This window comes from Sorangium sp. So ce406 (genome assembly GCF_051474675.1).
Classification (GTDB): domain Bacteria; phylum Myxococcota_A; class Polyangia; order Polyangiales; family Polyangiaceae; genus Sorangium; species Sorangium cellulosum_G.
The window spans coordinates 2,109,263-2,130,649 of record NZ_CP150340.1; the positions used below are offsets into that span (position 1 = coordinate 2,109,263).

General features: G+C 71.6%; 19 protein-coding genes. 13 read left to right on the forward strand and 6 right to left on the reverse strand.

Going from position 1 to position 21,387, the window contains the following annotated elements; genetic code table 11:
* Nucleotides 1–122 precede the first annotated feature (122 nt).
* The 4 genes from WME96_RS07830 (at nt 123) to WME96_RS07845 (ending at nt 3,430) form a co-directional block, all read left to right on the forward strand.
* A complete protein-coding gene (locus WME96_RS07830) occupies nt 123–449 on the forward strand; it encodes an acyl carrier protein (RefSeq protein WP_061615764.1) in 327 nt (108 codons plus the stop codon).
* Nucleotides 446–1,390 carry an SAM-dependent methyltransferase gene (locus tag WME96_RS07835; protein WP_437289542.1) on the forward strand — a complete coding sequence of 315 codons (945 nt, stop codon included), beginning with the start codon at nt 446–448 and terminating at the stop codon, nt 1,388–1,390. The genes WME96_RS07830 and WME96_RS07835 overlap by 4 nt, the downstream gene beginning before the upstream one ends.
* Nucleotides 1,387–3,054 carry an AMP-binding protein gene (locus WME96_RS07840; protein ID WP_437289543.1) on the forward strand — a complete coding sequence of 556 codons (1,668 nt, stop codon included), beginning with the start codon at nt 1,387–1,389 and terminating at the stop codon, nt 3,052–3,054. Before WME96_RS07835 ends, WME96_RS07840 begins: the two co-directional genes overlap by 4 nt.
* Before the next feature lie 190 nt (nt 3,055–3,244).
* Nucleotides 3,245–3,430 carry a hypothetical protein gene (locus WME96_RS07845; protein WP_437289544.1) on the forward strand — a complete coding sequence of 62 codons (186 nt, stop codon included), beginning with the start codon at nt 3,245–3,247 and terminating at the stop codon, nt 3,428–3,430.
* A 94-nt stretch (nt 3,431–3,524) separates the two neighbouring features.
* Here WME96_RS07845 and WME96_RS07850 read toward each other — a convergent pair whose 3' ends face one another.
* Complete coding sequence (locus WME96_RS07850) at nt 3,525–4,460, reverse strand: glycoside hydrolase family 5 protein (RefSeq protein WP_437289545.1); 936 nt, start codon at nt 4,458–4,460, stop codon at nt 3,525–3,527.
* Between WME96_RS07850 and WME96_RS07855 the strand changes: the two genes are divergently transcribed.
* Nucleotides 4,441–4,809 (forward strand): hypothetical protein, encoded by a 369-nt coding sequence (locus WME96_RS07855; RefSeq protein ID WP_437289546.1) that lies wholly within the window; start codon nt 4,441–4,443, stop codon nt 4,807–4,809. The two genes, WME96_RS07850 and WME96_RS07855, sit on opposite strands and share 20 nt — an antisense overlap.
* A gap of 347 nt (nt 4,810–5,156) precedes the next feature.
* Here the strand turns inward: WME96_RS07855 and WME96_RS07860 are convergent, their stop codons facing one another.
* Nucleotides 5,157–6,653, reverse strand: coding sequence for a carboxypeptidase regulatory-like domain-containing protein (locus WME96_RS07860; protein ID WP_437289547.1), 1,497 nt, complete (start codon nt 6,651–6,653; stop codon nt 5,157–5,159).
* Nucleotides 6,654–7,085: 432 nt separating this feature from the next.
* Here WME96_RS07860 and WME96_RS07865 point away from each other — a divergent pair, with 432 nt between their 5' ends.
* Nucleotides 7,086–8,471: an MATE family efflux transporter gene (locus tag WME96_RS07865; protein ID WP_437289548.1), complete on the forward strand. Its 1,386-nt coding sequence runs from the start codon at nt 7,086–7,088 to the stop codon at nt 8,469–8,471.
* 98 nt (nt 8,472–8,569) lie between these two features.
* Nucleotides 8,570–8,944 (forward strand): hypothetical protein, encoded by a 375-nt coding sequence (locus WME96_RS07870; RefSeq protein WP_437289549.1) that lies wholly within the window; start codon nt 8,570–8,572, stop codon nt 8,942–8,944.
* A gap of 114 nt (nt 8,945–9,058) precedes the next feature.
* Here WME96_RS07870 and WME96_RS07875 read toward each other — a convergent pair whose 3' ends face one another.
* From WME96_RS07875 to WME96_RS07885, 3 genes are all read right to left on the reverse strand, one after another.
* A complete protein-coding gene (locus WME96_RS07875) occupies nt 9,059–9,697 on the reverse strand; it encodes a hypothetical protein (protein WP_437289550.1) in 639 nt (212 codons plus the stop codon).
* Nucleotides 9,698–9,810: 113 nt separating this feature from the next.
* Nucleotides 9,811–11,217: a sigma 54-interacting transcriptional regulator gene (locus tag WME96_RS07880; protein ID WP_437289551.1), complete on the reverse strand. Its 1,407-nt coding sequence runs from the start codon at nt 11,215–11,217 to the stop codon at nt 9,811–9,813.
* Between the two features lie 58 nt (nt 11,218–11,275).
* A complete protein-coding gene (locus WME96_RS07885) occupies nt 11,276–11,683 on the reverse strand; it encodes a Smr/MutS family protein (RefSeq protein WP_437289552.1) in 408 nt (135 codons plus the stop codon).
* 122 nt (nt 11,684–11,805) lie between these two features.
* On the opposite strand from WME96_RS07885, the gene WME96_RS07890 reads away from it, so the two are divergent.
* Both WME96_RS07890 and WME96_RS07895 read left to right on the forward strand, forming a co-directional pair.
* A complete protein-coding gene (locus WME96_RS07890) occupies nt 11,806–12,381 on the forward strand; it encodes a PadR family transcriptional regulator (protein ID WP_437289553.1) in 576 nt (191 codons plus the stop codon).
* Entirely contained in the window at nt 12,360–13,163 is an 804-nt protein-coding gene (locus tag WME96_RS07895) for an SDR family NAD(P)-dependent oxidoreductase (RefSeq protein WP_437289554.1), read from the forward strand. Before WME96_RS07890 ends, WME96_RS07895 begins: the two co-directional genes overlap by 22 nt.
* A gap of 67 nt (nt 13,164–13,230) precedes the next feature.
* On the opposite strand, the gene WME96_RS07900 is transcribed toward WME96_RS07895, so the two are convergent.
* Nucleotides 13,231–14,484, reverse strand: coding sequence for a GAF domain-containing sensor histidine kinase (locus WME96_RS07900; protein ID WP_437289555.1), 1,254 nt, complete (start codon nt 14,482–14,484; stop codon nt 13,231–13,233).
* Between the two features lie 340 nt (nt 14,485–14,824).
* Here WME96_RS07900 and ligD point away from each other — a divergent pair, with 340 nt between their 5' ends.
* The 4 genes from ligD to WME96_RS07920 all read left to right on the forward strand — a co-directional run bounded on the left by ligD (nt 14,825) and on the right by WME96_RS07920 (nt 21,347).
* Nucleotides 14,825–17,218 (forward strand): non-homologous end-joining DNA ligase, encoded by a 2,394-nt coding sequence (ligD, locus tag WME96_RS07905; protein ID WP_437289556.1) that lies wholly within the window; start codon nt 14,825–14,827, stop codon nt 17,216–17,218.
* Between the two features lie 117 nt (nt 17,219–17,335).
* On the forward strand, nt 17,336–18,823 hold the full coding sequence (locus WME96_RS07910; RefSeq protein WP_437289557.1) for an MDR family MFS transporter: 1,488 nt from the start codon (nt 17,336–17,338) through the stop codon (nt 18,821–18,823).
* 83 nt (nt 18,824–18,906) lie between these two features.
* A complete protein-coding gene (locus WME96_RS07915) occupies nt 18,907–19,827 on the forward strand; it encodes a hypothetical protein (protein ID WP_437289558.1) in 921 nt (306 codons plus the stop codon).
* Between the two features lie 287 nt (nt 19,828–20,114).
* Complete coding sequence (locus WME96_RS07920) at nt 20,115–21,347, forward strand: arabinan endo-1,5-alpha-L-arabinosidase (protein WP_437289559.1); 1,233 nt, start codon at nt 20,115–20,117, stop codon at nt 21,345–21,347.
* Nucleotides 21,348–21,387 lie beyond the last annotated feature (40 nt).

Below are 21,387 nucleotides of genomic sequence, written 5' to 3' on the forward strand. Positions count from 1 at the left end.
CTTGATGGACGACCAATGGCAATCATGGTACGGCCTATTACGGCCGTGGCCCGCGCTTGCGTGGAGTTCCTCTCGCTGGCGTGCTGAAGGTCGCGCGCGCCGAAACCGGAGCAGGAGAGCGCATGAACAAGAGCGAGGCGGCGCTGGGCAAGCAGCCGCAGGTGGCGGGCGGGGGAGATCCGGAGATCGCCCGTGAGGTCCGCGCCATCATTGCAGAGCGATGTGGAATGAGCGTCGATGCCGTGACTCCCGACCTGTCGCTCGAGAGCGGCCTCGGCGTGGATTCGCTGGCGCTCATCGAGGTCAACGTCGCGCTGGAGGAGCGATTCCAGATCGTGGCGCCCGATTTCGCGGCGCCCGATCAGGCGCAGATCAGCACGGTGGGCGACGTGATCGCCTTCGTGGAGGCGCAGCTCGCGGCGCGGGGCGGCCGGGGAGGGGCGCCGTGATCGCCCCGCGCACGCGCGCCGAGCGCGAGGCCGCCGCCCGGACGCCCGAGGAGCAGCGGGAGCACGAGCGGCGGGAGGTGGCTGCCCATTACCAGAACGACCCGGAGATATTCTCCCTGGTCCTCGACAGCCGCCTGGCCTACGCGACGGGCATCTTCCTCGATCCCGGCGAGAGCCTCGAGGCGGCGCAGGCGCGCAAATACGACTGGGTCCGTCGCGAGCTCGACATCCAGCCCGGCGAGCGCGTCCTCGACGTGGGGTGCGGCTGGGGCTCGAACCTCATCTATCTCGCCGAGCACACCGGCGGCAGCTTCCGCGGCGTCACGCTGAGCGACAAGCAGCGGCAGGAGGCGCTCCGCCGCGCCGACCGCGCGGGCGTCGCCGGGCGGGTCCGCATCGATCTCGCGCACATCGAGGACGTCGACCTCGAGCCCGAGTCGCTCGACGCCGTGCTCTTCGTGGGCAGCATCGTCCACATGCACAACCGCGAGCGGATCCACCAGAAGATCGCCGCCGCGCTGCGCCCGGGCGGCCGCCTGCTCATCTCGGACTGCTACTTCCCGGCGCGCGCCCGCGGCGACCGGGAGAGCGCCGCCACGCAGTACATCTTCGTCCAGGCGCTCGGCTATTGCCGCCTCATCTCGCTCGCCGAGGAGCTCGGGCTCATCGAGCAGGCCGGCCTCGACGTCCGGCGCGTCGAGGATCTCACGAGCTCGTACGTGCACACCGTCGCCCGGTGGATCGACAACGTGCGCGCGAACCGCGCCCGGATCGACGCCCGCGCGCCCGGCTTCTCGCGGCTGCTCCAGACGTACATGACCGTGGGCCGGCTCTCCTTCGCGCGCCGCACAGCGCTCGAGTACATGATCGTGGCGACGAAGAACGGCGGCCGCGATCGCCTCGGCGTCGCGCCCTCTCCCGAGCCGGGGCGCGCGCCGTGAGCCGCGGGCCCTCTGCGCGGACGGTCGCGGGCCTGCTCCGGGCGCGCGCCGAGGCGACGCCGGAGCGGTTCGGGTTCTACCACAAGCAGCAGGGCGAGTTCGTCGGCTGGTCGTGGGCGGAGTACTGGCGGCGGGCGTGCGCGGCGGCGTCGGGGCTCCTCGAGGCGGGGGTGCGCCCGGGCGACCGCGTGCTGCTGCTCGTGACGGACGTCGAGGTGGCGGTGCCGTGCCTCTTCGGCGTCTGGGTGCTCGGCGCGGTGCCGATCCAGGTCGGGGTGCCCTACCGGCTCACGGACGTCGCGGCGTTCCTCGGCGAGCTCCGGCGGACGGCCGCGCGGGTCGGCGCGCGCGCGCTCGTCGTCTCGTCCGCGCTGCTCGGCTTCGCGCAGGGCGAGGGCGGGGCGGACGACCTCCTGCAGCTCGCGGCCGAGCCGCTGCTCGACGCGCCCGCCGCGGGCTCGCTGCCGGATCCCGAGGGCGCGCCCGGCCCCGCGCTGATCCAGCTCACGAGCGGGAGCACCGGGCACCCGCGCGGCGTGGTCATCCCGCACGAGCGGCTGATGCTGCACCTCGACGCGATGAGCCAGCGGCTCCCGGTGCGCGGCGAGGGCGCGGGGGGCGTGTCGTGGCTGCCGCTCCACCATGACATGGGGCTGGTCGGCGGGCTGCTCTTCCCGCTCTTCAACGACTTTCCCGTGCACATGCTCTCGCCGCTCGAGTTCCGGACGCGGCCGTTCTCGTGGCTCGCGGAGATGTCGAGCATCCGGGGCGTCATCTCGCTGGGGCCGCCGAGCGCCTACTCCATCTGCATCGGGCTCGCCCGCCGCGCCGTCGAGGCGGGGCTCGACCTCGGCGCGTGGCGGTGCGCGATGATCGGCGCCGAGCCGATCTCCCCCGCCTTGCTCCGCCGCTTCGGCGAGGCGTTCGCGCCGTGCGGCTTCCGCGTCGAGGCGTTCTTCCCCGTCTACGGGCTGGCCGAGGCGACGGTCGCCGTGACCTTCCCCGACCTGCTCGCCCCGCCGCGCGTGCTCACGGTGGACCGCGGCCTGCTCGAGCGCGAGGGCCGCGTGGAGGAGGCCGCGCCGGGGCCCCTCTCGCTGGAGCTCGTCGGCGTCGGCAGGCCGATCCCGCGCACGGAGCTCCGGATCGTGGACGCCGGGCGCGCCCCCGTGCCCGAGCGCACGGTGGGGGAGATCGAGGTGCGCTCGGAGACGGTGATGGAGGGGTATTTCAACGAGCCCGAGGCGACGGCCGAGGCGCTGTCCGACGGGTGGCTGCGCACGGGCGATCTCGGGTTCGTCGACCGCGGGACGCTGTTCGTCACCGGCCGGAAGAAGGAGGTGATCATCAAGGGCGGACACACGATGATCCCCGCGGTGATCGAGGAGATCGCGTCCCGGGTCGACGGCATCCGGGCCGGGTGCGTCGTCGCGGTCGGGGTGTACGTCGAGGAGCGCCAGACCGAGTCGGTCTACGTGGTCGCCGAGACGCGGGCCGAGGCCTCGGAGCACGCCGGGCTCGCGGAGCGCGTGAGGGAGACGCTGCGGGCGAGCGGGGTCACCGTGGACCAGGTCGTCCTGGTCCCGCCGGGAGAGCTGCCCAAGACGACGAGCGGGAAGCTGCGACGGCGCGAGGTGGCGGAGCGGGTGCGGGCGATGCGCTGAAGGACGCCTGCGCACCGGCGCTCGAGGGGGGGAGTGCCGGTCCGGCGATGGTCCGTCCGGGAGGGGGCTTTTTCGTTCTCCTCAACGATGGACAGACTTGCCGTGATCCGGCCGATTTCACGGGCGTCGCAGGGCTGCGCGCGATAAATCCCGGAGTCGCTCTCCGGAGCACAACCGAACGGGAACGTCCATGTTGAGTCGCCCGAGAGACCACAGGTCCACCTGTCCCGCCCCGCTCTCGCCCGAGGCGCGCGCATGGGAGCTGGAGCAGATCCGGGCGCTCGGCCTCGAGGACGACGACTGGAGCTCGGACGACCAGTGCCCCTTCTGTGCCGGGCGGCCCCTGTCCGTGGAGAGCCAACGAGAGCACGGGTGAGCGGCGCGGCGAGCGCGCGCTCGACAGGCGCCCTGCGCTTCGCGGCGGGAAGGGCGGGTCCCCGCGGCGAGCGCCCGGGGACCCGCGCGCGGGATCACTCGGCGATCTTCGCCTTCACCCACTTGCCCGAGTCGGTGAGGTCGTTGTCGGTCCAGTTGCCCGTCGGGTTCGACCTGGGCTTGAGGGCGGAGCACGCCTCGTTCTTGTCGCCCAGCGACCAGTTGGCCCAGCTGATGTTGTGCGAGTCCAGGAAGTTGAGCCAGGTCTGCGACTCGCCGAGATCGAGCGTGCCGTTGCCGTCGGCCGAGCAGGTGCCCCACTCGGTCACGAAGAGCGCCAGCCCCTTGTCGATGGCGCGCTGGGCCTTGTCGCGCAGGAAGCCCTTGTGCGTGCTGGCGTAGAAATGCAGGGTGTACGCCACGTTCGGATCGCGGAGGGGGTTGTCCGCGGCGATGTCCACGTCCTGCGACCAGTTGGGCGAGCCGACGATGACGAGGTTGTTGGCGCCCTGCCCGCGGATCTCGCCGATCACGGCCTCGGCGTACGTCTTCACGTTGGACCAGCTGTTCGTGTTGAGCGGCTCATTGAAGACTTCGAAGATCACGTTGGGCACGTTCTTGTAGGTCTGCGCCACCTCGCGGAAGTAGGCCTTCGAGAGCTCCAGGTGGTCCTGCGCGTTGTGATCGTGCCAGTCGAGGATCACGTAGAGGCCCTTCGCGATCGCCGCGTCGGCGACGGTCTTCGCCTTGGCCTTCTGGCCGCCCTGGTCCTCGAGGTACCCGCCCTCGTTCTCGATGCCCATCGCGGCGCGGATGACGGTGGCTTTCCAGTTGTCCGCGACCGAGTTGACGACATCGGCGTTGTAGTAGTTGCTCCACTGGCTCCAGAACAGGCTCATGCCCTTGAGCTGGACCGGCGAGCCGTGCTCACCGACGATGTTGCCGTTCATGACCCGGAGCTGCCCGTGCCGCTCCACCGGCGTCCCGTCCGTGGGCACCATCCCGGAGCTCGTGCTCGTCGTCGTCGTCATGTTCCCGCTCCCCGTGGTGGTCGAGCTCGCCGAGGTCGCCGTGGTCGTCGTCGTCGTCGCCGTGGTCCCCGTGGTGGTCGAGCTCGCCGAGGACCCCGTCGTCGCCGAGGACCCCGTCGTCGCCCCGCCGCCGCCCGCGCCGCCCGCGCCGTCGTCCGTCGACGAGTCACCGCAGCCGATCATCATGGCTGCCTGCAACGCAACCACCGCCAGGCCGAGTGACCACGTCGACCTGCCAAGCACACCTCCAAGCGAAACGCTCTTCATCATGTCCTCCAAGGGAAGTTCCGGATGGCGCGGCATTAAAAGGGCAGTCCAGCGCCATGGCAAGCCCTCTGCGTCAGCATAGTCAAGAGACTGAATTTACTCTGGAAATGTTGTCCGGCACACCTTGCGATACGAGATGTCTCTCGACGATGGGCGGCCGTCGGCCACCGTCGCGGCGCGAGGCGGAGCCTTCACGGGCGCCGATCTGGCCGAGCTGTGGTGTGCAAGCAATTGAAATTTTTCCGCAAGACGCGTGCCAGCCCTCGCGCGCAGCGAGCGGGCGCTTGCTGCGCTGCGTCCGTGCCCTGCGCGCGGCGTCTGGACCGCATGGATCCACGCAGACTACGGTGTTCCCCTTGGTGGTCGGGTGACCACCCTGGTCAACCGCGCATCCATCGCCTCTTCTCCCGCGCGCCGTCGCGAGCGCGGTCATCTGGGCACAGGCACGGGCGGCGGCTCGTCGTCCGGCGTGATGCACGCCGACAGATCGAACAGCATGAAGAGCAGCGCCTTCTCCTGCGCCGTCAGCTCGTGGAGCTCCCCGTCGCGACCCTCGCACCCGCTCGGGAACGGCGGCCCGGCGAGGTCGGTCGCCGCCACGTGGATGTCCGTGTACACGAACCGGCCGCACTGCTCTTCTTCCGGCGAGCCGATCGGCGTGTTGAACGTGAAGTACTTGACCCCCGCCTTCGCGTTGAACAGGGAATTGGGCTCGTTGAATAGCCACCGCGTCGCGATCTCCTCGTTCACCGAGTTGACCCAGTGCTGCGGATCCTCGATCTCGATCTGCCCGGGGTTCTTCGACGCCTCCACGGTGACGAGCCAGTCCCGGAGCGCCTCGCCCTTCGGGAACGTCGTGTCCACCAGCACGGGGAGCCCGTCCTTGGGATCGGGCTTTTCCTCCCAGTCCGCCGTCTCGGGAAATCGTCCCGGCCCGCGCCGGAGCCAGGTATTGTGCCAGTGCGACGCGAACACGCGCCCCCCGGCGGAGGCGTAGTCGAACATCGCTTGCAGCGCCGCCTCCGGCTTGTCGTCCTCGAACTCGGACCCCTCGCACGACAGGATCACCATGTCGTACTGCCTCAGGTTGTCGAGCGAGCGCCAGAACTGCCGCGCCGTCGAGAAGTAGGCCCCGTCGTTCAGCCCGTCGCGGTATCGGCTCGTCGCGGTGTCGCCCTCGATGGAGCGCCCCGTGAACAGGTTCACCCGCCCGTCGCCCGTCTCCGGCGTGAACTCCGACGCGTCGATCCCCATCTTGTAGAGCAGGCACTCCAGTACGTCCGAGCCCCCCGTCGTCAGCGCGATCTTCGGGATATGCCCCTCCGCCTTGCTCCGCGGCAGCCGGATCTCCCCGTCGTCGGTCGGGTTGTCGACGCACGCCTCCACCCGCGGAAGCGTGATCCGGCGCCGCCATTTGCCGAGCTGGACGACGAGCGGAATGTCCTCGCCGACGGGCACGTTCTCCAGCACGAACCGCCCCCTCGTGTCCGTCAGCGCGGTCGCGATCGGATCCCCGGAGAGCGTCACGCCGCACCGGTCGCAGCTCGCTCCGTCGGTGATCGGGTCCAGCTCCCTGTTCGGGACATAGACGATCACGTTGAACAGCGGGAGTTGGCCGGCAGGCGCGTACACCGTGCCGCTCACGGTGGTCTTGCGACCGCCCTCGCAGGCGATCTGCTGGCACTCGAGCCCCTCGCACCCGGTCCCGACCCCCGATCCCCCGGTCTCCGGATAAAGAGGGATCCCCCCGAGTCCGCTCCCCGCGCCCTGCCCGGCCCCGCCGGCGCCGGCGCCGGGATCGGGGTCGGCGCCGGACGTATTTCCGAGCGTCCCGCCGGAATCGCCGCAAGAGCATCCGGCGATGACCGCCGGCGCCATGGCAGCCGCCGCCAGGAGCCATCCTGCGCTGCTATGCAATCTCCCCATTCGAGCCTCCAGGCGCGGAGGGGCGAGTCTGCCCTGTTCCGCCCATTCCCAGGGTAATCGAGGCGAGGGGGAGCCGGGAAGGGATAACCCTGCAAGGCTGCGAGCAGGAACACGATTTGCCGTCTCACCTCCTGTGAACGCGGCTCTCCCCTTCAGCCTCACCGCCGCCCGGGCGAACCGCCGCGCCGCGCGTGTCGCGCGCTGCTCGGGTGTCGGCGGATCCCGCGCAGGCCGGGCCGTGCGCGGACAGGCGACAACCGCCCCGGCCGCGTCCGGCCGACTCGGCCATGAAACACGACCGCCGCGCCGCGCCACCGCCAGCGCGCCAGCGAGGGCGCGCGGGCGGCGAACAGCGCGCGATGTGGGAATCGCTCTCACTCAGCCGCGTTCCGTCATGGCGAGACGCGCTCTGGCAGAGTAGGATGCGGCGCCTTGCAATCGGTCATTCCTGCTCCGTCTCTTCCTCGCCCCCGCCTGCTCGACATCACCTGGCCCATCTTCAGCGAGCACCTGCTGCACATGCTCGTCGGGGTGTTCGGCGTGTGGCTGGTCAGCCGCCTGTCGGACGAGGCCGCCGCCGCGTACGGGCTGTCCAACCAGATCATGTTGACCTTCATGATCACCTTCCGCTTCGTCAGCGTCGGCGCGAGCGTGGTGGTCACTCAGTACCTCGGCGCGCGCGATCGCGTCGGCGCGGAGCACGTCGCGCGGGCGTCGCTGGCCGCCAATGTCTGGCTGGGCGTCGTGAGCTGCGCCGTCATCGCGATCGGCGCGCGGCCCCTGCTCGAGCTGATGCGCCTGCCGCCGTCGCTGTTCCCGATCGCGCAGCCCTACCTGATGGCCGTCGGCGTGATGCTGGCGTTCGACGCGGTGAACTTCTCGATGGGCTCGGTGCTGCGCGCGCACACCCATACGCGCGACACGCTGCGCCTCATCGTCGTCATGTACGTCGTGCAGCTCGCGCTCAGCCTGCCGCTCATGTTCGGCTTCGCCGGGTGGCCGGGGCTCGGCATGAACGGGCTCGCGCTCGCCGCCATCATCGGGCGCATCCTCTCGTTCTGGATGCACCGGCAGATGTGGATCGCGCGTCTCGGCATCCGCCCGACCCTCGACGACTTCTGGCGCATTCGCCCCGATCGCCTCCGCGAGATGCTGCACATCGGCCTCCCGGGGGCCGGCGAGAACGTGGTCTATCGGATCAGCTTCATGATGATCCTCGCCATGGTCGCCGACATGGGGAAGACGGCGCTCACCACCCATACGTACACGATGCAGATCGTGCACTTCCTGCTCCTCTTCGCCATGGCGGTCGGCTTCGGGACGGAGATCGTGGTCGGGCACCGCGTCGGCGCGGGCGAGCTGCACGGCGCCGATCGCCAGGTGCGCGGCGGCCTCGCCATCGGGCTCTGCGTGTGCGTGACCGTGGTGCTCGCCACGGCGCTGGTCGGCCCCCGCCTGCTCGGCCTGTTCACGAGCGATCCGGAGGTGATCGCCACCGGCTCCACGCTGCTCTGGCTCAACCTCCTCGTCGAGCCGGGCCGCACGATCAACCTGGTCGTCATCAACGGCCTGCGCGCCGCCGGCGACGCGCGCTTCCCGGTCGGATTCGGCGTCTTCTCGATGTTCGCCGTGGCCGTCGGCCTCTCCTGGCTGCTCGGCGTCCGCCTCGGCTGGGGCCTCGCCGGCGTCTGGGTGGCCTACGCCGCGGACGAGTGGGTCCGCGGCATCGCCATGTCCGTGCGCTGGCACCTCCGCGGCTGGGTGCCCCACGCGCGGCGCACCCTCCGCCGCGTGCGGATGCACAGCCGCCCCACGTGATCGCTCCTCTTCCCGTTCCCGCCAACTCCACTCCTCATCTGTCTCCGCGTTCGAGGTGGCATGTCGCTTGCTGCAACCTCGCGCGAAGGAGACACGCCATGGCTCAAGACGAGCGCAAGAAGGAAGCACGAGCGGCGGAAAGCCCGGCTGCCAGCCCGCCTGGCTACGGTGGAATTTCCGAGGGCACCGTGGGTGACCAGGGCGGAGCGGGGCAGAATGGATCGCCGGCGGGCCAGAAGGCACCGCCGCAGCGCGACGCCGGCGCCCCGGGAGGGCGCGAGCAGGCGGCGCGCGGCGAGGACGTCGACGAGGGCGACGCGGACGCGGTCGACACGCCGCGCGGGGGCGGGTCGAGCAACGAGGCGATCCCCGGCGTGCTCGACGAGAGCAAGCCGCTGAACCTGGAGTCGAGCGCCGAGCACAAGAGCAGCTGGCCCGACGAGGGCGCGACCGGCGAGGCGGGCGCGGGGTGACGGGCGCAGGCCGCGCGGGGCTGCCAGGAGCGCCCGCCAGGCGCCCGGAACACGCGAGAGAACTGGAGCGGCCTGGCAGAAGGGCGTGTGGCCGACAAGGCGGGAGACAGGCACCTATGCTGGCGGGGTGCTCACCTTCTCGGCCACGGCCATGCAGAGCGCGGCCACGCCGCGCCTCGGCACCGTGACGAGCTTGTCGCGGAACGCGGCGCGCTGGTCGGTGTAGAGCTTCGAGACCTTGTGCGAGAGGATCGTCGAGCTCCAGACCGCGACAACGTCGGCCCAGCGGAGATCGGCGTCGGCCTTGGTCGCGTTGCGGTGGCCCTCCCCGTCGACGATGCGGATGTCGACCTCGCCGGCGAGGAGCTGGCGCAGGTCCTCGGCCGTGCCCGGCCCCCCGCCGACAACCAGCAGCCGCCGGAGCCCGCGCGCGTGGAACGCCCCGATCATCGCGAGCGCCGCCCGCTTGTTCGCAGAGCTGCCGCACATGTCGCAAACTGCATCGGCGCCCGCCTCGACGAGGCGCACGCCGGGCTTCGGGGGCAGCTTGGCGCACTCGGCGCAGCGGCGCTCGACCGGCTCCGGCTCGGGCGCCGGCGGCGGCGCCCGGCCGAGCGCCTGCTGCGCCCGCCCCGCGATGTCCGCGGGGAGGAAGTCCGCGGGGTGCCGCAGGTCCGCGGCGGGCGCGTTCTCCGCGAGCCAGACGAGCAGCTCCGTTTCCGAAACGTTCAGGGATCTTGCGAGGTTGCGCACACGGACGGGTCGCGCCATTGCGAGGCGACTGTGACATGTGCGGGGCGGTGGCGCCCTGTCCGATCGCCGCGACCGCCTGGAACTCGCCGCGGTCCGGTGTGGCGCGGCGCTGCTCAGTCGAGGGCGGCGGCGCGGCGCAGCCCGTGCCGCTGGAGGAGGCGGTGGAGGTACATGCGGTCGAGCCCCGCCTTGCGGGCGGCGCGGCTCACGTTGCCGTTCGACCACTCGAGCAGGGCGGCGAGGTAGTCCCGCTCGAACCTGTCGATGATGGCGTCCTTCGCCTCCTTGAAGGGCATCTCGATGTTGGCGGCGGCCGGCGCCGCCGGCGCGGCCGCCGCGGCGGGCGCCGCGCTGCGCTCGTCCTGCGCGGTCGCCCCCATGGCGGCGCCGTCGCCGAGCACCACGCGGCGCTCGACGTAGTTCCTGAGCTCCCGCACGTTGCCGGGCCAGTCGTGCCGCTTCATCTCCTCGATCACCTCGGGGGGGAAGAGGGACATCTTGTCGATGGCGCCGAGCTCGTTGAGGAAGCACTGCACGAGCAGGAGGATGTCCTCCTTGCGCTCCCGGAGCGGCGGGACGCGCACGGTGAGCACCGAGAGGCGGTAATAGAGATCCTCGCGGAACCTGCCGCTGTTCACCTCGCGCTCGAGGCGCCGGTTGGTGGCGGCGATGACGCGGATATCGACCTTGCGCACGCGGCCCTCGCCGAGCCGGCGCACCTCGCGCGAGGCGAGGGCGCGGAGGAGCTTCGGCTGCATCTCCAGCGGCAGCTCGCCGATCTCGTCGAGGAAGACGGTGCCGCCGTCGGCCTCCTCGAAGGCGCCGGCGCGGTCGCGCGAGGCGCCGGTGAACGAGCCGCGCACGTGGCCGAACAGCTCGCTCTCGATGAGGTTCGGCGAGATGGCGCCGCAGTCGACGATGACGAGCGGCTTGTGGGCGCGCGCGCTGCGCTGGACGAGCTCGGTGGCGATGACCTCCTTGCCGGTGCCGTTCTCGCCCTCGATGAGCACGTCGGGCGCGCTCTTCGCGACGCGCTCGAGCATGGGGAAGAGGCGCCGCATCGGGACCGACAGCCCCTGAAGCGCCCCGAAGCTCGGCGCGCGCGCGATCTCGGTCTCGGCGACGGCGTCGGCGTCGCGGATGCGCACCACCGACTCGCCGAGCTCGATGCGGCACTCCGGCAGGACGGCGTCGGCGTCTCGCACGCGGACGCCCGCGATGTAGGTCCCGTTGCGCGACCCGACGTCGGTGAGGCGGAAGGTCGATCGGACGCGCTCGAGGATGCAGTGGAAGCGCGACACGGCGCGGTCCGCGAGCACGAGATCGTTGCTCGGGTGGGAGCCGACGCGGATGAAGTCGCCGTCGAGGACCATCGACCGGTTCGCGGGCTTGCCCGCCTCGCGCTCGACGCAGAGCTCGAGGCGGGGGACCGCCACCACCTCGGCCTTCGTGCTGGGCTCCGTGACGGCGTTGACGCCGGGGAGGTCGGCGTCGTCGGGCGTGGCGGGGGGGCGCGGCATGCGCGCCATCTTACCTGACGTCGGAGACCGCTGTTGCGCCAAGTGGCCTGTGGTCGGCTCAGGACGGGGCGTCGCCGGCGGCTACCTTGAGCCACACCACGGTCGCCCCCCAGCCGCCGCGCGAGGCCGGGGCGTCGCGGAAGCCGTCCACGGCCGGGTGGCGCGAGAGGACGCTCTGGACGATGCGGCGCTGCACGCCCTTGCCGCGGCCGTGGATGATCCGCACCTCGCGGAACCCGCGCTGCTGCGCCTCGTGGAGGTACTCCTCGACCACCGAGGCGACGTCGCGCGGGGCGAACGTGTGCAGGTCGATCGCGTCCTCGATCGGCATGACCACGATGTCGTCCCCGCCGCGCGCTCCGGGCGGGTCGGTCTCCGGCGGCCCGGCGTCGTCGGCGGTGTCGGGGGACGCGGGCGCGCGCGGCGAGGGCGCGCCAGCGAGCCAGGCGAGGAGTCGGCGGAGCATCCGCGCGGTGTAGCCGAGCCCGCGCCGGCCGCCACCGGACGGCGACGACGCCGCTCCGGGCGGCGCCTCCGCCCATAGGACACATTGCACATATATCACGTGTGATCTATGATTCGTGTGTCATGTCCCTCCGCGGCGCCATCCTGGGCTTCCTCTCGCTCGAGCCGACGAGCGGCTACACGCTGAAACAGCGGTTCGACGGGTCGGTGCGGTCGTTCTGGTCCGTGACCCAGAGCCAGATTTACCGGGAGCTGCACGCGCTGGAGCGCGAGGGGCTCGTCGAGGCCACGACGATGCCGGGGGACGGCAAGCCCGATCGTAAAGTGTACTCGCTCACGGAGCCCGGCCGCGCGGCGCTCAAGGCGTGGCTCGAGGAGCCGCTCGATCCGCTCCTCCTGCGGCACCCGCTCTTGCTCAAGCTGGTGTTCGCGGCGCAGGTGCCCCCGAGGAAGCTCGACGACATCCTGGCGAGGTACGCCCGGGAGATCGAGGTGACGAAGATCGATTACGAGGGCAGGCTGGAGGACGAGCGCATCTTCTCGCTCGCGCGCTCTTCGCGCGAGCGAGACCTGTGGCGGCTGAGCATCGAGCACGGGCTCGCGTGGTGCGACGCGGAGCTCCGGTGGATCGAGCGCGCCCGCTGCGAGCTGTCGGCGGAACGAGGAGGACAGAAGAGATGGAACCGAAAGGCAAAGTGATCATCGTGACGGGCGCTTCCTCGGGCATCGGGCTCGCGAGCGCGAGGGCGCTCGCCCGCGAGGGCGCGCGGGTGGTCCTCGCGGCGCGGTCGATGGCCGCGCTGTCGAGGGAGGCCGACGGCATCGTCCGCGAGGGAGGGAGCGCCGTGGCGGTCGCGATGGACGTCACGTCCGACGCCTCGGTCGGGGCGGCTGTGGCGTCGATCCTGGAGCGGTTCGGGCGTATCGATGTCGTCGTCAACAACGCCGGCAACGGCGGCAGACTGTCGCTGTGGGAGTCGACGGACGGGGCGTTCACGCGCGCGATGTTCGACGTCCACGTGTTCGGGATGGAGCGCGTCACGCGGGCTGTCCTTCCGGCGATGCTGGCGCAGGGCTCGGGCACGGTCGTGAACATCGCCTCGACGGTGGCGTGGGTGCCCATGCCGGCCGCCGCGGCGTACTGCGCGGCCAAGGCCGCGGTCGTCGCCTTCTCCGAGTCGCTGCGCGGCGAGCTCGAGGGGCGCGGCGTCCGGGTGACCGTATTTGCGCCCCCGCACACGAGCACCGCCGCGGGCAACGACTGGCCCCTCGAGGGGCCGCAGGTCTTCGCGCCCGAGTGGGTGGCCGAGCAGCTCGTCGAGACGCTCCGCCGGGACCGGCGAAGCTTCCTCGCGGGCGCGTCCAACCGCAGCCTGCTCGTGCTCCAGCGGATCGCGCCCGGCCTCGCCGCGCGCATCATGAAGGACATCGGGCTGCGCGCCGGGGCGAAGAGCGCCGACAGGCTCCGCGCAGCGGACTAGGCGGCGAGGCGCCCGTCGCCCCGGCCTCGGCGCGAGGTGATGGCGCCCTCTGGCCTCGCCCTGCCGGTCACGCCTCGTCGAGCCGTTCGGGAGGTCCGCTCGTGGGCAAGCTCAGCCTGAACGTCGCGCCGCCGCCGGGAGGAGAGTTCACGGTCAACGTGGCCCCGTGGGCGGCGGCGATCCTGCTGGCCAGGTAGAGCCCGAGGCCGACGCCCGACGCGCTCCCGCCGGTGACGAAGCGGTCGAAGATCCTGGGGAGGAGCTCCGGCGGCACGCCGGCGCCGTGGTCGACGACGTCGATGTGGACGTACTCTTCCCCGGCGCGCAGCTCGCTGGTGAGCTTGATGAGAACCCACTTCCCCGCGGGCGAGTGCTTGAGCGCGTTGCTGACGAGGTTCTCCAGCGCCTGCCGGAGGCGAGCCCTGTCGGCCACGATGTGGAGCTCCGCCGGGCCCTCGACGCGGACGTCGACGCTCGGCGTCCCGAGCGTCTGGGCGGTGTCCCTCGCCAGCGCCGCCAGATCGATGGATGCGGGCGCGATCTCGAAGAGCCCCTGCTCGAGGCGCCCGACGTCCAGCAGATCCGAGACGAGCTGGCCGAGCCGCTCGATCGAGTAGGTCGCCCGGTCGAGGTCGCGCAGGTCGTCGGCCCGGCTGTCGAGCTCCGCGCGCCGGTGGAGCAGCTCGAGGCGGCTCATGAGCGGCGCCAGGTAGTTCCGCAGGTCGTGCGCCAGCACGGTGATCAGCTCCTCGGCGGCCTGGCGCCGGCCCTGCGCGAGCGCGGCCGAGGTGACCTGCTCGACCAGCTCTGCCCGGTGCGTCAGGGCGCCGATCCAGTGCGAGACCGCGCCGAGGAAGCGGAGATCGTCGTCGGAGAAGAACTCCGGCTTGGCACACTGGGCGGAGATGACCCCGCGCCGCTCGCCGTCGACGACGAGCGGGGCCGCGATGTGAGACCGGACCCCGAGCTCGTTCACCACGCCGGGCAGCTCGCCTGGTACCTGGTCCGCGTGCCCGGTGATGTGGGGATCGCCGGTCTTGAAGACGTCGGAGATCGAGCCGCCGTTGGCGACCGGGTGGACGTCGAGGCCGAGCGACCGCTGCAGCCGGCCGAGCGGCGTGTTGCTCGTGCCCAAGGCGCTCAGCGTCTTTCTGCTGGGGTCGAAGAGGAAGATGTCGATCTTGTCGGCGTCGAGTGCGGTGGCGAGGAGCTCACTCGCCTGGTTGAGCGACTGCCTCAGGTCGGCTGCCGGGAGCTCCAGCAGGCGCTCGAGCGTCACCATCAGCCTGCCTTCCTTCGAGGAGGCTTCCATTGCGGACATGGTATTTACTTTCTCTGTGGCCGGCTCGATTGCGCGCCTTTCGCCAACGAAGGCGTGAGTCGGGTCGGGGGCAGGGGATTCTCGTTTCATGACGAAGCCGTCGTTCGATGGCCAGGCCTGGACGGCGCTGGTTGGTCGCCCCGGCGCGCAGCAACCCACGCCTGAGGGGTATCGGCCACGGGCGGCGCGTCGTCAAGCTCACTCCGCCTGCGCGCCGGGCGCGGCGCCGGCCCGGGATGCCGCGCCAGGAGCGCGATGCACAGCGGCCGCGCACCCCCACCTCGGCGGAGCGGACTCGGCGCCTGGGCTGCAGCGGGCGCCACGTCTGCTATCCTGACGTATGGGACTGCGCGAGTACTGGCGTAAACGCGACTTCTCCATCACGCCCGAGCCGCGGGGAGAAGAGGTCGCCGCCGCGCCCGCCGACGCCGAGGAGCGGACCTACATCATCCAGAAGCACGCCGCCTCGCACCTGCATTACGACTTCCGGCTCGAGCTCGAGGGGGTGCTCAAGAGCTGGTCGGTGCCCAAGGGGCCGAGCCTCGACCCCGAGGTCAAGCGGCTGGCCATGCATACGGAGGATCACCCACTCGACTACGGCGATTTCGAGGGGATCATCCCGAGAGGGCAGTACGGGGGCGGGACAGTGCTCCTGTGGGACCGGGGCACGTGGGTCCCGGTCGAGAATCCCCACAAGGGGTATCACGCCGGAAAGCTGAAGTTCCTCCTGCGGGGCGAGAAGCTCCGCGGCGGCTTCACGCTCGTGAGGACGCGCGGGCGGTACGATGACGACGAGGGGCGGAGCTGGCTCCTCATCAAGGAGAACGACGCGGAGGCGCGCCCCGCGAAGGACTACAGCATCGTGGACGCCCGCCCCGAGAGCGTGGCCACGGGCAGGCAGCTCGACGAGATCGCCGCGGCGAAGGACCGGGTGTGGCAGTCGAATCGTACGGAGAAGGGCGCGGAGAAGGGCGCGGAGAAGGCGGCGAAGAAGCGCGCGGAGAAGGCTGCGGAGAAGCAGGCGTCGATCGGGGGCCGCGCGCGGGGCGGGCCGGCGCGCGCCGCGGGGCGGGTGGAGGGCGCGCGCGAGGCGGCGATGCCGGAGAAGGTGCGGCCGCAGATGCCGAAGCGCCTGCCCGCGGGCAAGGCGAAGGGCAAGGCGCGCGGCGCGCCGGACGGCGAGGGGTGGCTGCACGAGATCCAGGTCGACGGCCTCCGGATCATGGCCCGGGTCGAGGACGGGCGCGTCCGGCTCGTGGACGAGAGAGGGAAGGACGTCGAGGGGCGGTTCGAGCACATCGCCGCGGCGATCGCGGGGCTCGGGTTGAAGAGCGCGCTGCTCGACGGCGAGGTCGCGGCGCTCCGGCGCGACGGCACCACGGCCCCGCCGCCGTCGAGCGCCAGGGCGGCTTCCCGGGAGGGCGAGGTCGTCTACTTCGTCTTCGATCTCCTGTACCTCGAGGGCCGCGACCTCATGGCGTCGCCGCTCTCGGCCAGGAAGCAGGCCTTGAAGAGGCTGCTCGGCTCCTCGGGCGCGGGCGCGCTGCGCTACGCCGACCACGTCGAGGGATCGTGGGAGGAGGTCCTCCAGAAGGGGTGTCAGCTCTCGCTCAAGGGGATCGTCTCGAAGCGCGTCGACGCGCCCTACACGCCCGGCCGCGGCCCGGCGTGGGTCGTCGCGTCGTGCGGCGGCGCGGCGGGGCGGGCGCCGGAGACGCCCGAGAAGCCCGAGAAGAAGGCGAAGACGAAGCCGGCGCGCGGCGCCGGCGCGCGCGCCGCGCCCGGGAAGGTGCCGAGGGCGCGCGCGGCCGCGGCGGAGGGCGCGGACGACGGAGAGGTCGACTCGGTGCTGGGCGTGCGCCTGTCGCACCCGGACAAGGTGCTGTATCCGGAGCAGGGGATCACCAAGCGGGAGCTCGCGCGCTATTACGCGTCGATCGCCGGGCGCATGGTGCCGCACGTGAAGGACCGGCCGCTCACGCTGGTGCGCTGTCCGGAGGGCGCGGAGCGCGAGTGCATCTACATGAAGCACTCGAAGGTGTGGGGGCCGTCGGCGCTCCGCCGCGTGACGATCCAGGAGAAGACGAAGGCGGGCGAGTACCTCGTGGCGGACTCGGCCGAGGCGCTGGTGTCGCTCGCGCAGATGGGCATCCTCGAGATCCACACGTGGAACTCGACGGTCTCGAAGCTCGAGCTGCCGGATCGCGTGGTGTTCGATCTCGACCCGGATCCCTCGGTGTCGCTGGAGCGCGTCATCGCGGCGGCCCTCCTGCTCAGGGAGCGGCTCGACGAGCTCGGCCTCGAGAGCTTCGTGAAGACGACGGGCGGCAAGGGGTTCCACATCGTGGTGCCGCTCGCGCCGGTGAGCGGCTGGGACGAGTGCCTGGCGTTCACGAAGGCGCTGGCGGGCGACATCGCGCGGCGCGACCCGAAGGGGTACACGATCGCGGTCTCGAAGGCGCAGCGGAAGGGGAAGATCTTCATCGACTACCTGCGCAACACGCGGGGCGCGACGTCGGTGGCCGCGTACTCGACGCGCGCGCGGCCGGGGGCGCCTGTGTCGGCGCCGCTCTCCTGGGACGAGCTCGGGCCGGAGGTGCGCCCGGATCAGTTCACGATCAGGAACCTGCCCGAGCGCCTGGGCTCGCTGAAGGCGGACCCCTGGGCGCGCTACGGGAAGGTGCGACAGAAGATCACGCCCGCGATGCTGCGGGCGCTCGGGATCCGGGCCTAGGCGGGCGAGCGGGCGGTCCGCGCCGCCGCGCCGCCGCGCCTTCCGCCTCGACGCGCGGCGCTGCGCGGTGTCACGCTTGCCGCCCGGGCTGCTCGACACCACAAGCCCGCCAACTGAATGGCTTCAGAACGCAAGACCCACCGAGCCCTGACCGTCGTCGGGCTGATCCTGTCCCTCGCCATGGCCGCCCTCGAGTCGACCGTGGTCGCCACCGCGATGCCCACCGTGATCGGCGATCTCGGCGGCATTCAGCAGTACGCCTGGGTCACGACCGCCTACCTGCTCACCTCGTCGGTGCTGGTCCCGATCTGCGGCAAGCTGTCCGACATCTACGGCCGCAAGCCGGTCATGCTGTTCGGCATCGCCGTCTTCCTGATCGGCTCGATCGCGAGCGGCGCCGCGCGCTCGATGCCGCAGCTCATCGCCTTCCGCGCGCTCCAGGGGGCCGGCGCCGGGGCCATGCAGCCGATGGCGATGACCATCTCGGGCGACATCTTCGACCTCAACGAGCGCGCGCGGATCCAGGGCGTCTTCGGGGCCGCGTGGGGGCTGTTCGGCATCATCGGCCCGATGGTGGGCGGGCTCATCGTGCACTACTTCTCGTGGCGCTGGGTCTTCTACATCAACATCCCGTTCGGCCTCGCGTCCATGGCGCTCGTGGCGACCGCGTTCCACGAGCGCATCGACAGGCGGCGCCACGAGCTCGACTTCCTCGGCGCGGCGCTCCTGTCCGCCGGCGTCGTCGCGCTGCTCCTCGCCACGGGGCGGCTGGGCGCGGGGACGACGCTGATCGCCGCGGTCGCCTCGGCGGCGCTGTTCGCCGCGTTCTTCGCGGTCGAGCGCCGGGCGCCCGAGCCGATGATCCCGCTGCCGCTCTTCCGGCGCCCCGTGATGTTCATCTCCAACGTGGCCGGCGCGATCCTCGGCGGCGCGATGATGGGCACGATCACGTTCGTGCCGCTCTTCGTGCAGGGCGTGCTCCGCGGCTCGCCCACCGACGCCGGCAGCGCCATCGCCCCGATGCTGATCGGCTGGCCGGTGGCGAGCGCGATCGGCGGGCGGCTCATCCCCCGGGTCGGCTTCCGCCCGCTCATCTGGGCGGGCCTCAGCTTCACGGCGCTGGCGGGCCTCGCCCTCGCGATCGGCGGGGCGCACGACACGCCGCTGATGCTGCGCGCGACCACGCTGGTCTTCGGCGTCGGCATGGGGCTGTCCAACGTCGCGCTGCTCATCGCGGTGCAGAGCAGCGTCGCGTGGGAGCAGCGCGGGATCGCGACAGCGAGCACGATGTTCTCCCGCCTGCTCGGCGGCGTGGTGGCGGTGGGCGTCATGGGCGGCGTCCTGACGGCGCAGCTCGCGAAGGATCCGTCGATCCCCGCGGACGCCGCGAGCCGGCTCCTGACCGCGGAGGGGGCGCGCGGGCTCGATCCGTCGATCGTGCAGCACCTCGGCGAGGCGCTCACGTCCGGGCTCACCACGGTGTTCTGGATCATCGCGGCCATGGGCGTGGTCGGGTTCATCGCCGCGCTGTGGTTTCCGCGTGTGCCCCTCCAGGCCGGGGACGACAAGGTCGTGGCGCCGCCGAGCGAGGCCGGCATCGGGTGAGATCGCTGGCCACCTCCGCGGCGTCCTGCAGTTGTCGACGGGGGTGAATCCGGGCCATGGTTCCGGGACGTGAGCGGGGATCGATGAGCTGGCGTTTCCAGGGGAGCGCCGCGGCGTGGGGCCTCTGGCTCGCGCTCGGCGGCGCGGGGTGCGGGGATCAGCGCTTCGTCATCGGCATGTTCGCGCCCGGGCAGGGCGGGGGCGGGGCGGCGAGCGCGCCGGAGCAGCCGACGTTCGAGCCGCCGGCGGCGATGACCGAGCTCAACTCCGATTCCAGGGAGGAAGACCCGACCCTCACGGACGATCTGCTCGAGATCTATTTCATGTCCGATCGCGGGGGGAACCGGGACATCTGGACGTCGCGGCGGGCAGGGGTGGGCTCGCCCTGGGACGCGCCGCGCGTCGTGGAGAACATCAACCTGGCCGAGAGCATCGAGGACACCCCCTGCGTCTCCGGGGATGGGCTCCTGATCTGGTTCTACAGCAGGCGCGAGCCGGAGGGCATCTGGCTCGCCGAGCGCGCCAGCCGGGACGACCCGTGGGGAACGCCAGCGCACGTGGGCGCCCTCGCCGTCGAGGGCGCCACGGTGATGGGCCCTCACGTCGACCCCGCAGGGCTCCTGGTCGTGACCGGCGTCACGCCCGCGGACGCGGAGACGTACCTCGCGATCGCATCGCGCGAAAGCCCCGAGGACGACTGGAGCGCGCTCGCCCCGCTCGCCGGGCTGGACGGCCCAGGCGACGAGGGCGGCCCATTCCTGTTCGACGACGGCAAGCAGATCCTGTTCCGATCGAGCCGCGCGGGAGGGGGAGACCTGTTCTGGGCGCGGCGGGCAAGCGCCGAAGCGGCGTTCGAGGAGGCAGCGCCGCTCGAGGAACCGGTGAGCCTCCCCGGGGAGCGCGACACCGATCCGCACCTCTCACCGGACGGCTCCGTCCTGTATTTCGCATCGACGCGGACCGGCGTCGCCGACCTCTACGAGGCCCGGCGCGCCGCGCCTTGATCGGACTCCTGATCTCGCGCGGCGCGGAGAGCGACGTAGCTCCCGCTCGCGGCGCCGGACGAGGCGGCGGCAAGACACCTCCCGGAAGCTCACGACGCGTGGATCTGCGGCATCCTGTGCTGATGTAAAATTCTTTCCGGGTGCGAATGCTCAGAACCTCACGCGAAATTTGAGCGACCCATGATTGATTGCGGGCGCTCCGGTCCACGTGGGAAAGCGGTACCAGGAGATCTCCAGGAGGTTCGATGCATCCTCTGCTTTGCCGGTCGTGGCGACGGTGCGGGTCTGTGCGTACATGGGGCCTGCTGATCGGCGTCGTCGCGTCGCTCGCGGGTTGCGGCGAGGAGACGCCGGGAGCGGGCCCCGGCGCTGGCGGGCAGGGCGGCGGCACGACCGGCGCCACCAGCGCGAGCGCGTCCTCGACCGCGGGCACCGGCGGCGCCGTGAGCAGCGCGGAGGCGACGACCGGCACGGGGGGCGCCGGCGGCGAGGGAGGGACCGGCGGCGCCGGGGGAAGCGGCGGCCCTGGGGGCAGCGGCGCTGGTGGCGAGGGAGCGAGCGGCGGCGCCGGCGGGGGCGGCGACCGGTGTGCGGAGGCGCTCCACGACCCATCGAGCCCGCCCGGGGCGCTGCGCCTGTCCGGCGACCTCGGGACCCACGACCCGTCGGTCATCCAGGCCGGCGACCGCTATTACCTCTTCCAGACGGGCGACCGGCTCCCGATGAAGACGTCCTCGGACCTCCTCGACTGGCAATCTGCCGGTCGGGTGTTCAACGCGCGGCCCGCCTGGCTCGCGGAGCGGGTGCCGGGCGTGACCGACCTGTGGGCGCCCGATATCTCCCGCTTCGGGGACACGTACCACCTCTACTATTCTGCCTCCACGTTCGGCAGCAATCGCTCGTGCATCGGGCACGCGACGAAGGCCTCGCTCGACTCGGCAGAGCCCTGGACGGACCGCGGAGCCGCCATCTGCTCGAACACCGGCGCGACGCGGGACGAATGGAACGCCATCGATCCGAACGTCGCGATCGATGAGGAGGGCACGCCGTGGCTCGCGTTCGGGAGCTTCTGGACCGGTATCAAGATGGTGAAGCTCACCGCGTCGGGGGAGCGGGCCGACGGGGAGCTCCACGCCCTCGCCTCGCGCCCCGACGCCGCAGGCGCCCTCGAGGCGCCCTTCATCGTCCGGCGCTGCGGCTACTACTACCTGTTCGTCTCGTTCGACTCCTGCTGTCGCGGGGTCGACAGCACCTACAATGTCGTCGTCGGCCGCGCGACGAGCATCACCGGCCCGTACGTCGACAGGGCGGGCAAGGCGATGACGTCCGGCGGCGGAACCCTCCTTGTCGAGGGGAGCTCCCGGTGGCGAGGGCCCGGGCACAACGCGGTCCTGTTCGCCAAGGACCGGGCCTACAACATCTATCATGCGTACAACGCCGAAGCGAACGGCGCCCCCACGCTGCGCATCTCGGATCTCGCGTGGGACAGCGGCGGCTGGCCGATCTCCGGAGGGCCGTGACAGACGATCCGGCGGGGCGTCTTGACCAGGACTTCTGCCC

What these genes read in the sequence shown, in the direction of transcription:
- WME96_RS07830 (WP_061615764.1), top strand. Translation starts at nt 123, where the DNA reads ATGAACAAGAGCGAGGCGGCGCTGGGCAAGCAGCCGCAGGTGGCGGGC.
- WME96_RS07845 (WP_437289544.1), top strand. Translation starts at nt 3,245, where the DNA reads ATGTTGAGTCGCCCGAGAGACCACAGGTCCACCTGTCCCGCCCCGCTC.
- WME96_RS07850 (WP_437289545.1), bottom strand. Translation starts at nt 4,460, where the DNA reads ATGACGACGACGACGAGCACGAGCTCCGGGATGGTGCCCACGGACGGG.
- WME96_RS07860 (WP_437289547.1), bottom strand. Translation starts at nt 6,653, where the DNA reads ATGGGGAGATTGCATAGCAGCGCAGGATGGCTCCTGGCGGCGGCTGCC.
- WME96_RS07870 (WP_437289549.1), top strand. Translation starts at nt 8,570, where the DNA reads ATGGCTCAAGACGAGCGCAAGAAGGAAGCACGAGCGGCGGAAAGCCCG.
- WME96_RS07880 (WP_437289551.1), bottom strand. Translation starts at nt 11,217, where the DNA reads ATGCCGCGCCCCCCCGCCACGCCCGACGACGCCGACCTCCCCGGCGTC.
- WME96_RS07885 (WP_437289552.1), bottom strand. Translation starts at nt 11,683, where the DNA reads ATGCTCCGCCGACTCCTCGCCTGGCTCGCTGGCGCGCCCTCGCCGCGC.
- WME96_RS07890 (WP_437289553.1), top strand. Translation starts at nt 11,806, where the DNA reads ATGTCCCTCCGCGGCGCCATCCTGGGCTTCCTCTCGCTCGAGCCGACG.
- WME96_RS07895 (WP_437289554.1), top strand. Translation starts at nt 12,360, where the DNA reads ATGGAACCGAAAGGCAAAGTGATCATCGTGACGGGCGCTTCCTCGGGC.
- WME96_RS07900 (WP_437289555.1), bottom strand. Translation starts at nt 14,484, where the DNA reads ATGTCCGCAATGGAAGCCTCCTCGAAGGAAGGCAGGCTGATGGTGACG.
- ligD (WP_437289556.1), top strand. Translation starts at nt 14,825, where the DNA reads ATGGGACTGCGCGAGTACTGGCGTAAACGCGACTTCTCCATCACGCCC.
- WME96_RS07910 (WP_437289557.1), top strand. Translation starts at nt 17,336, where the DNA reads ATGGCTTCAGAACGCAAGACCCACCGAGCCCTGACCGTCGTCGGGCTG.
- WME96_RS07915 (WP_437289558.1), top strand. Translation starts at nt 18,907, where the DNA reads ATGAGCTGGCGTTTCCAGGGGAGCGCCGCGGCGTGGGGCCTCTGGCTC.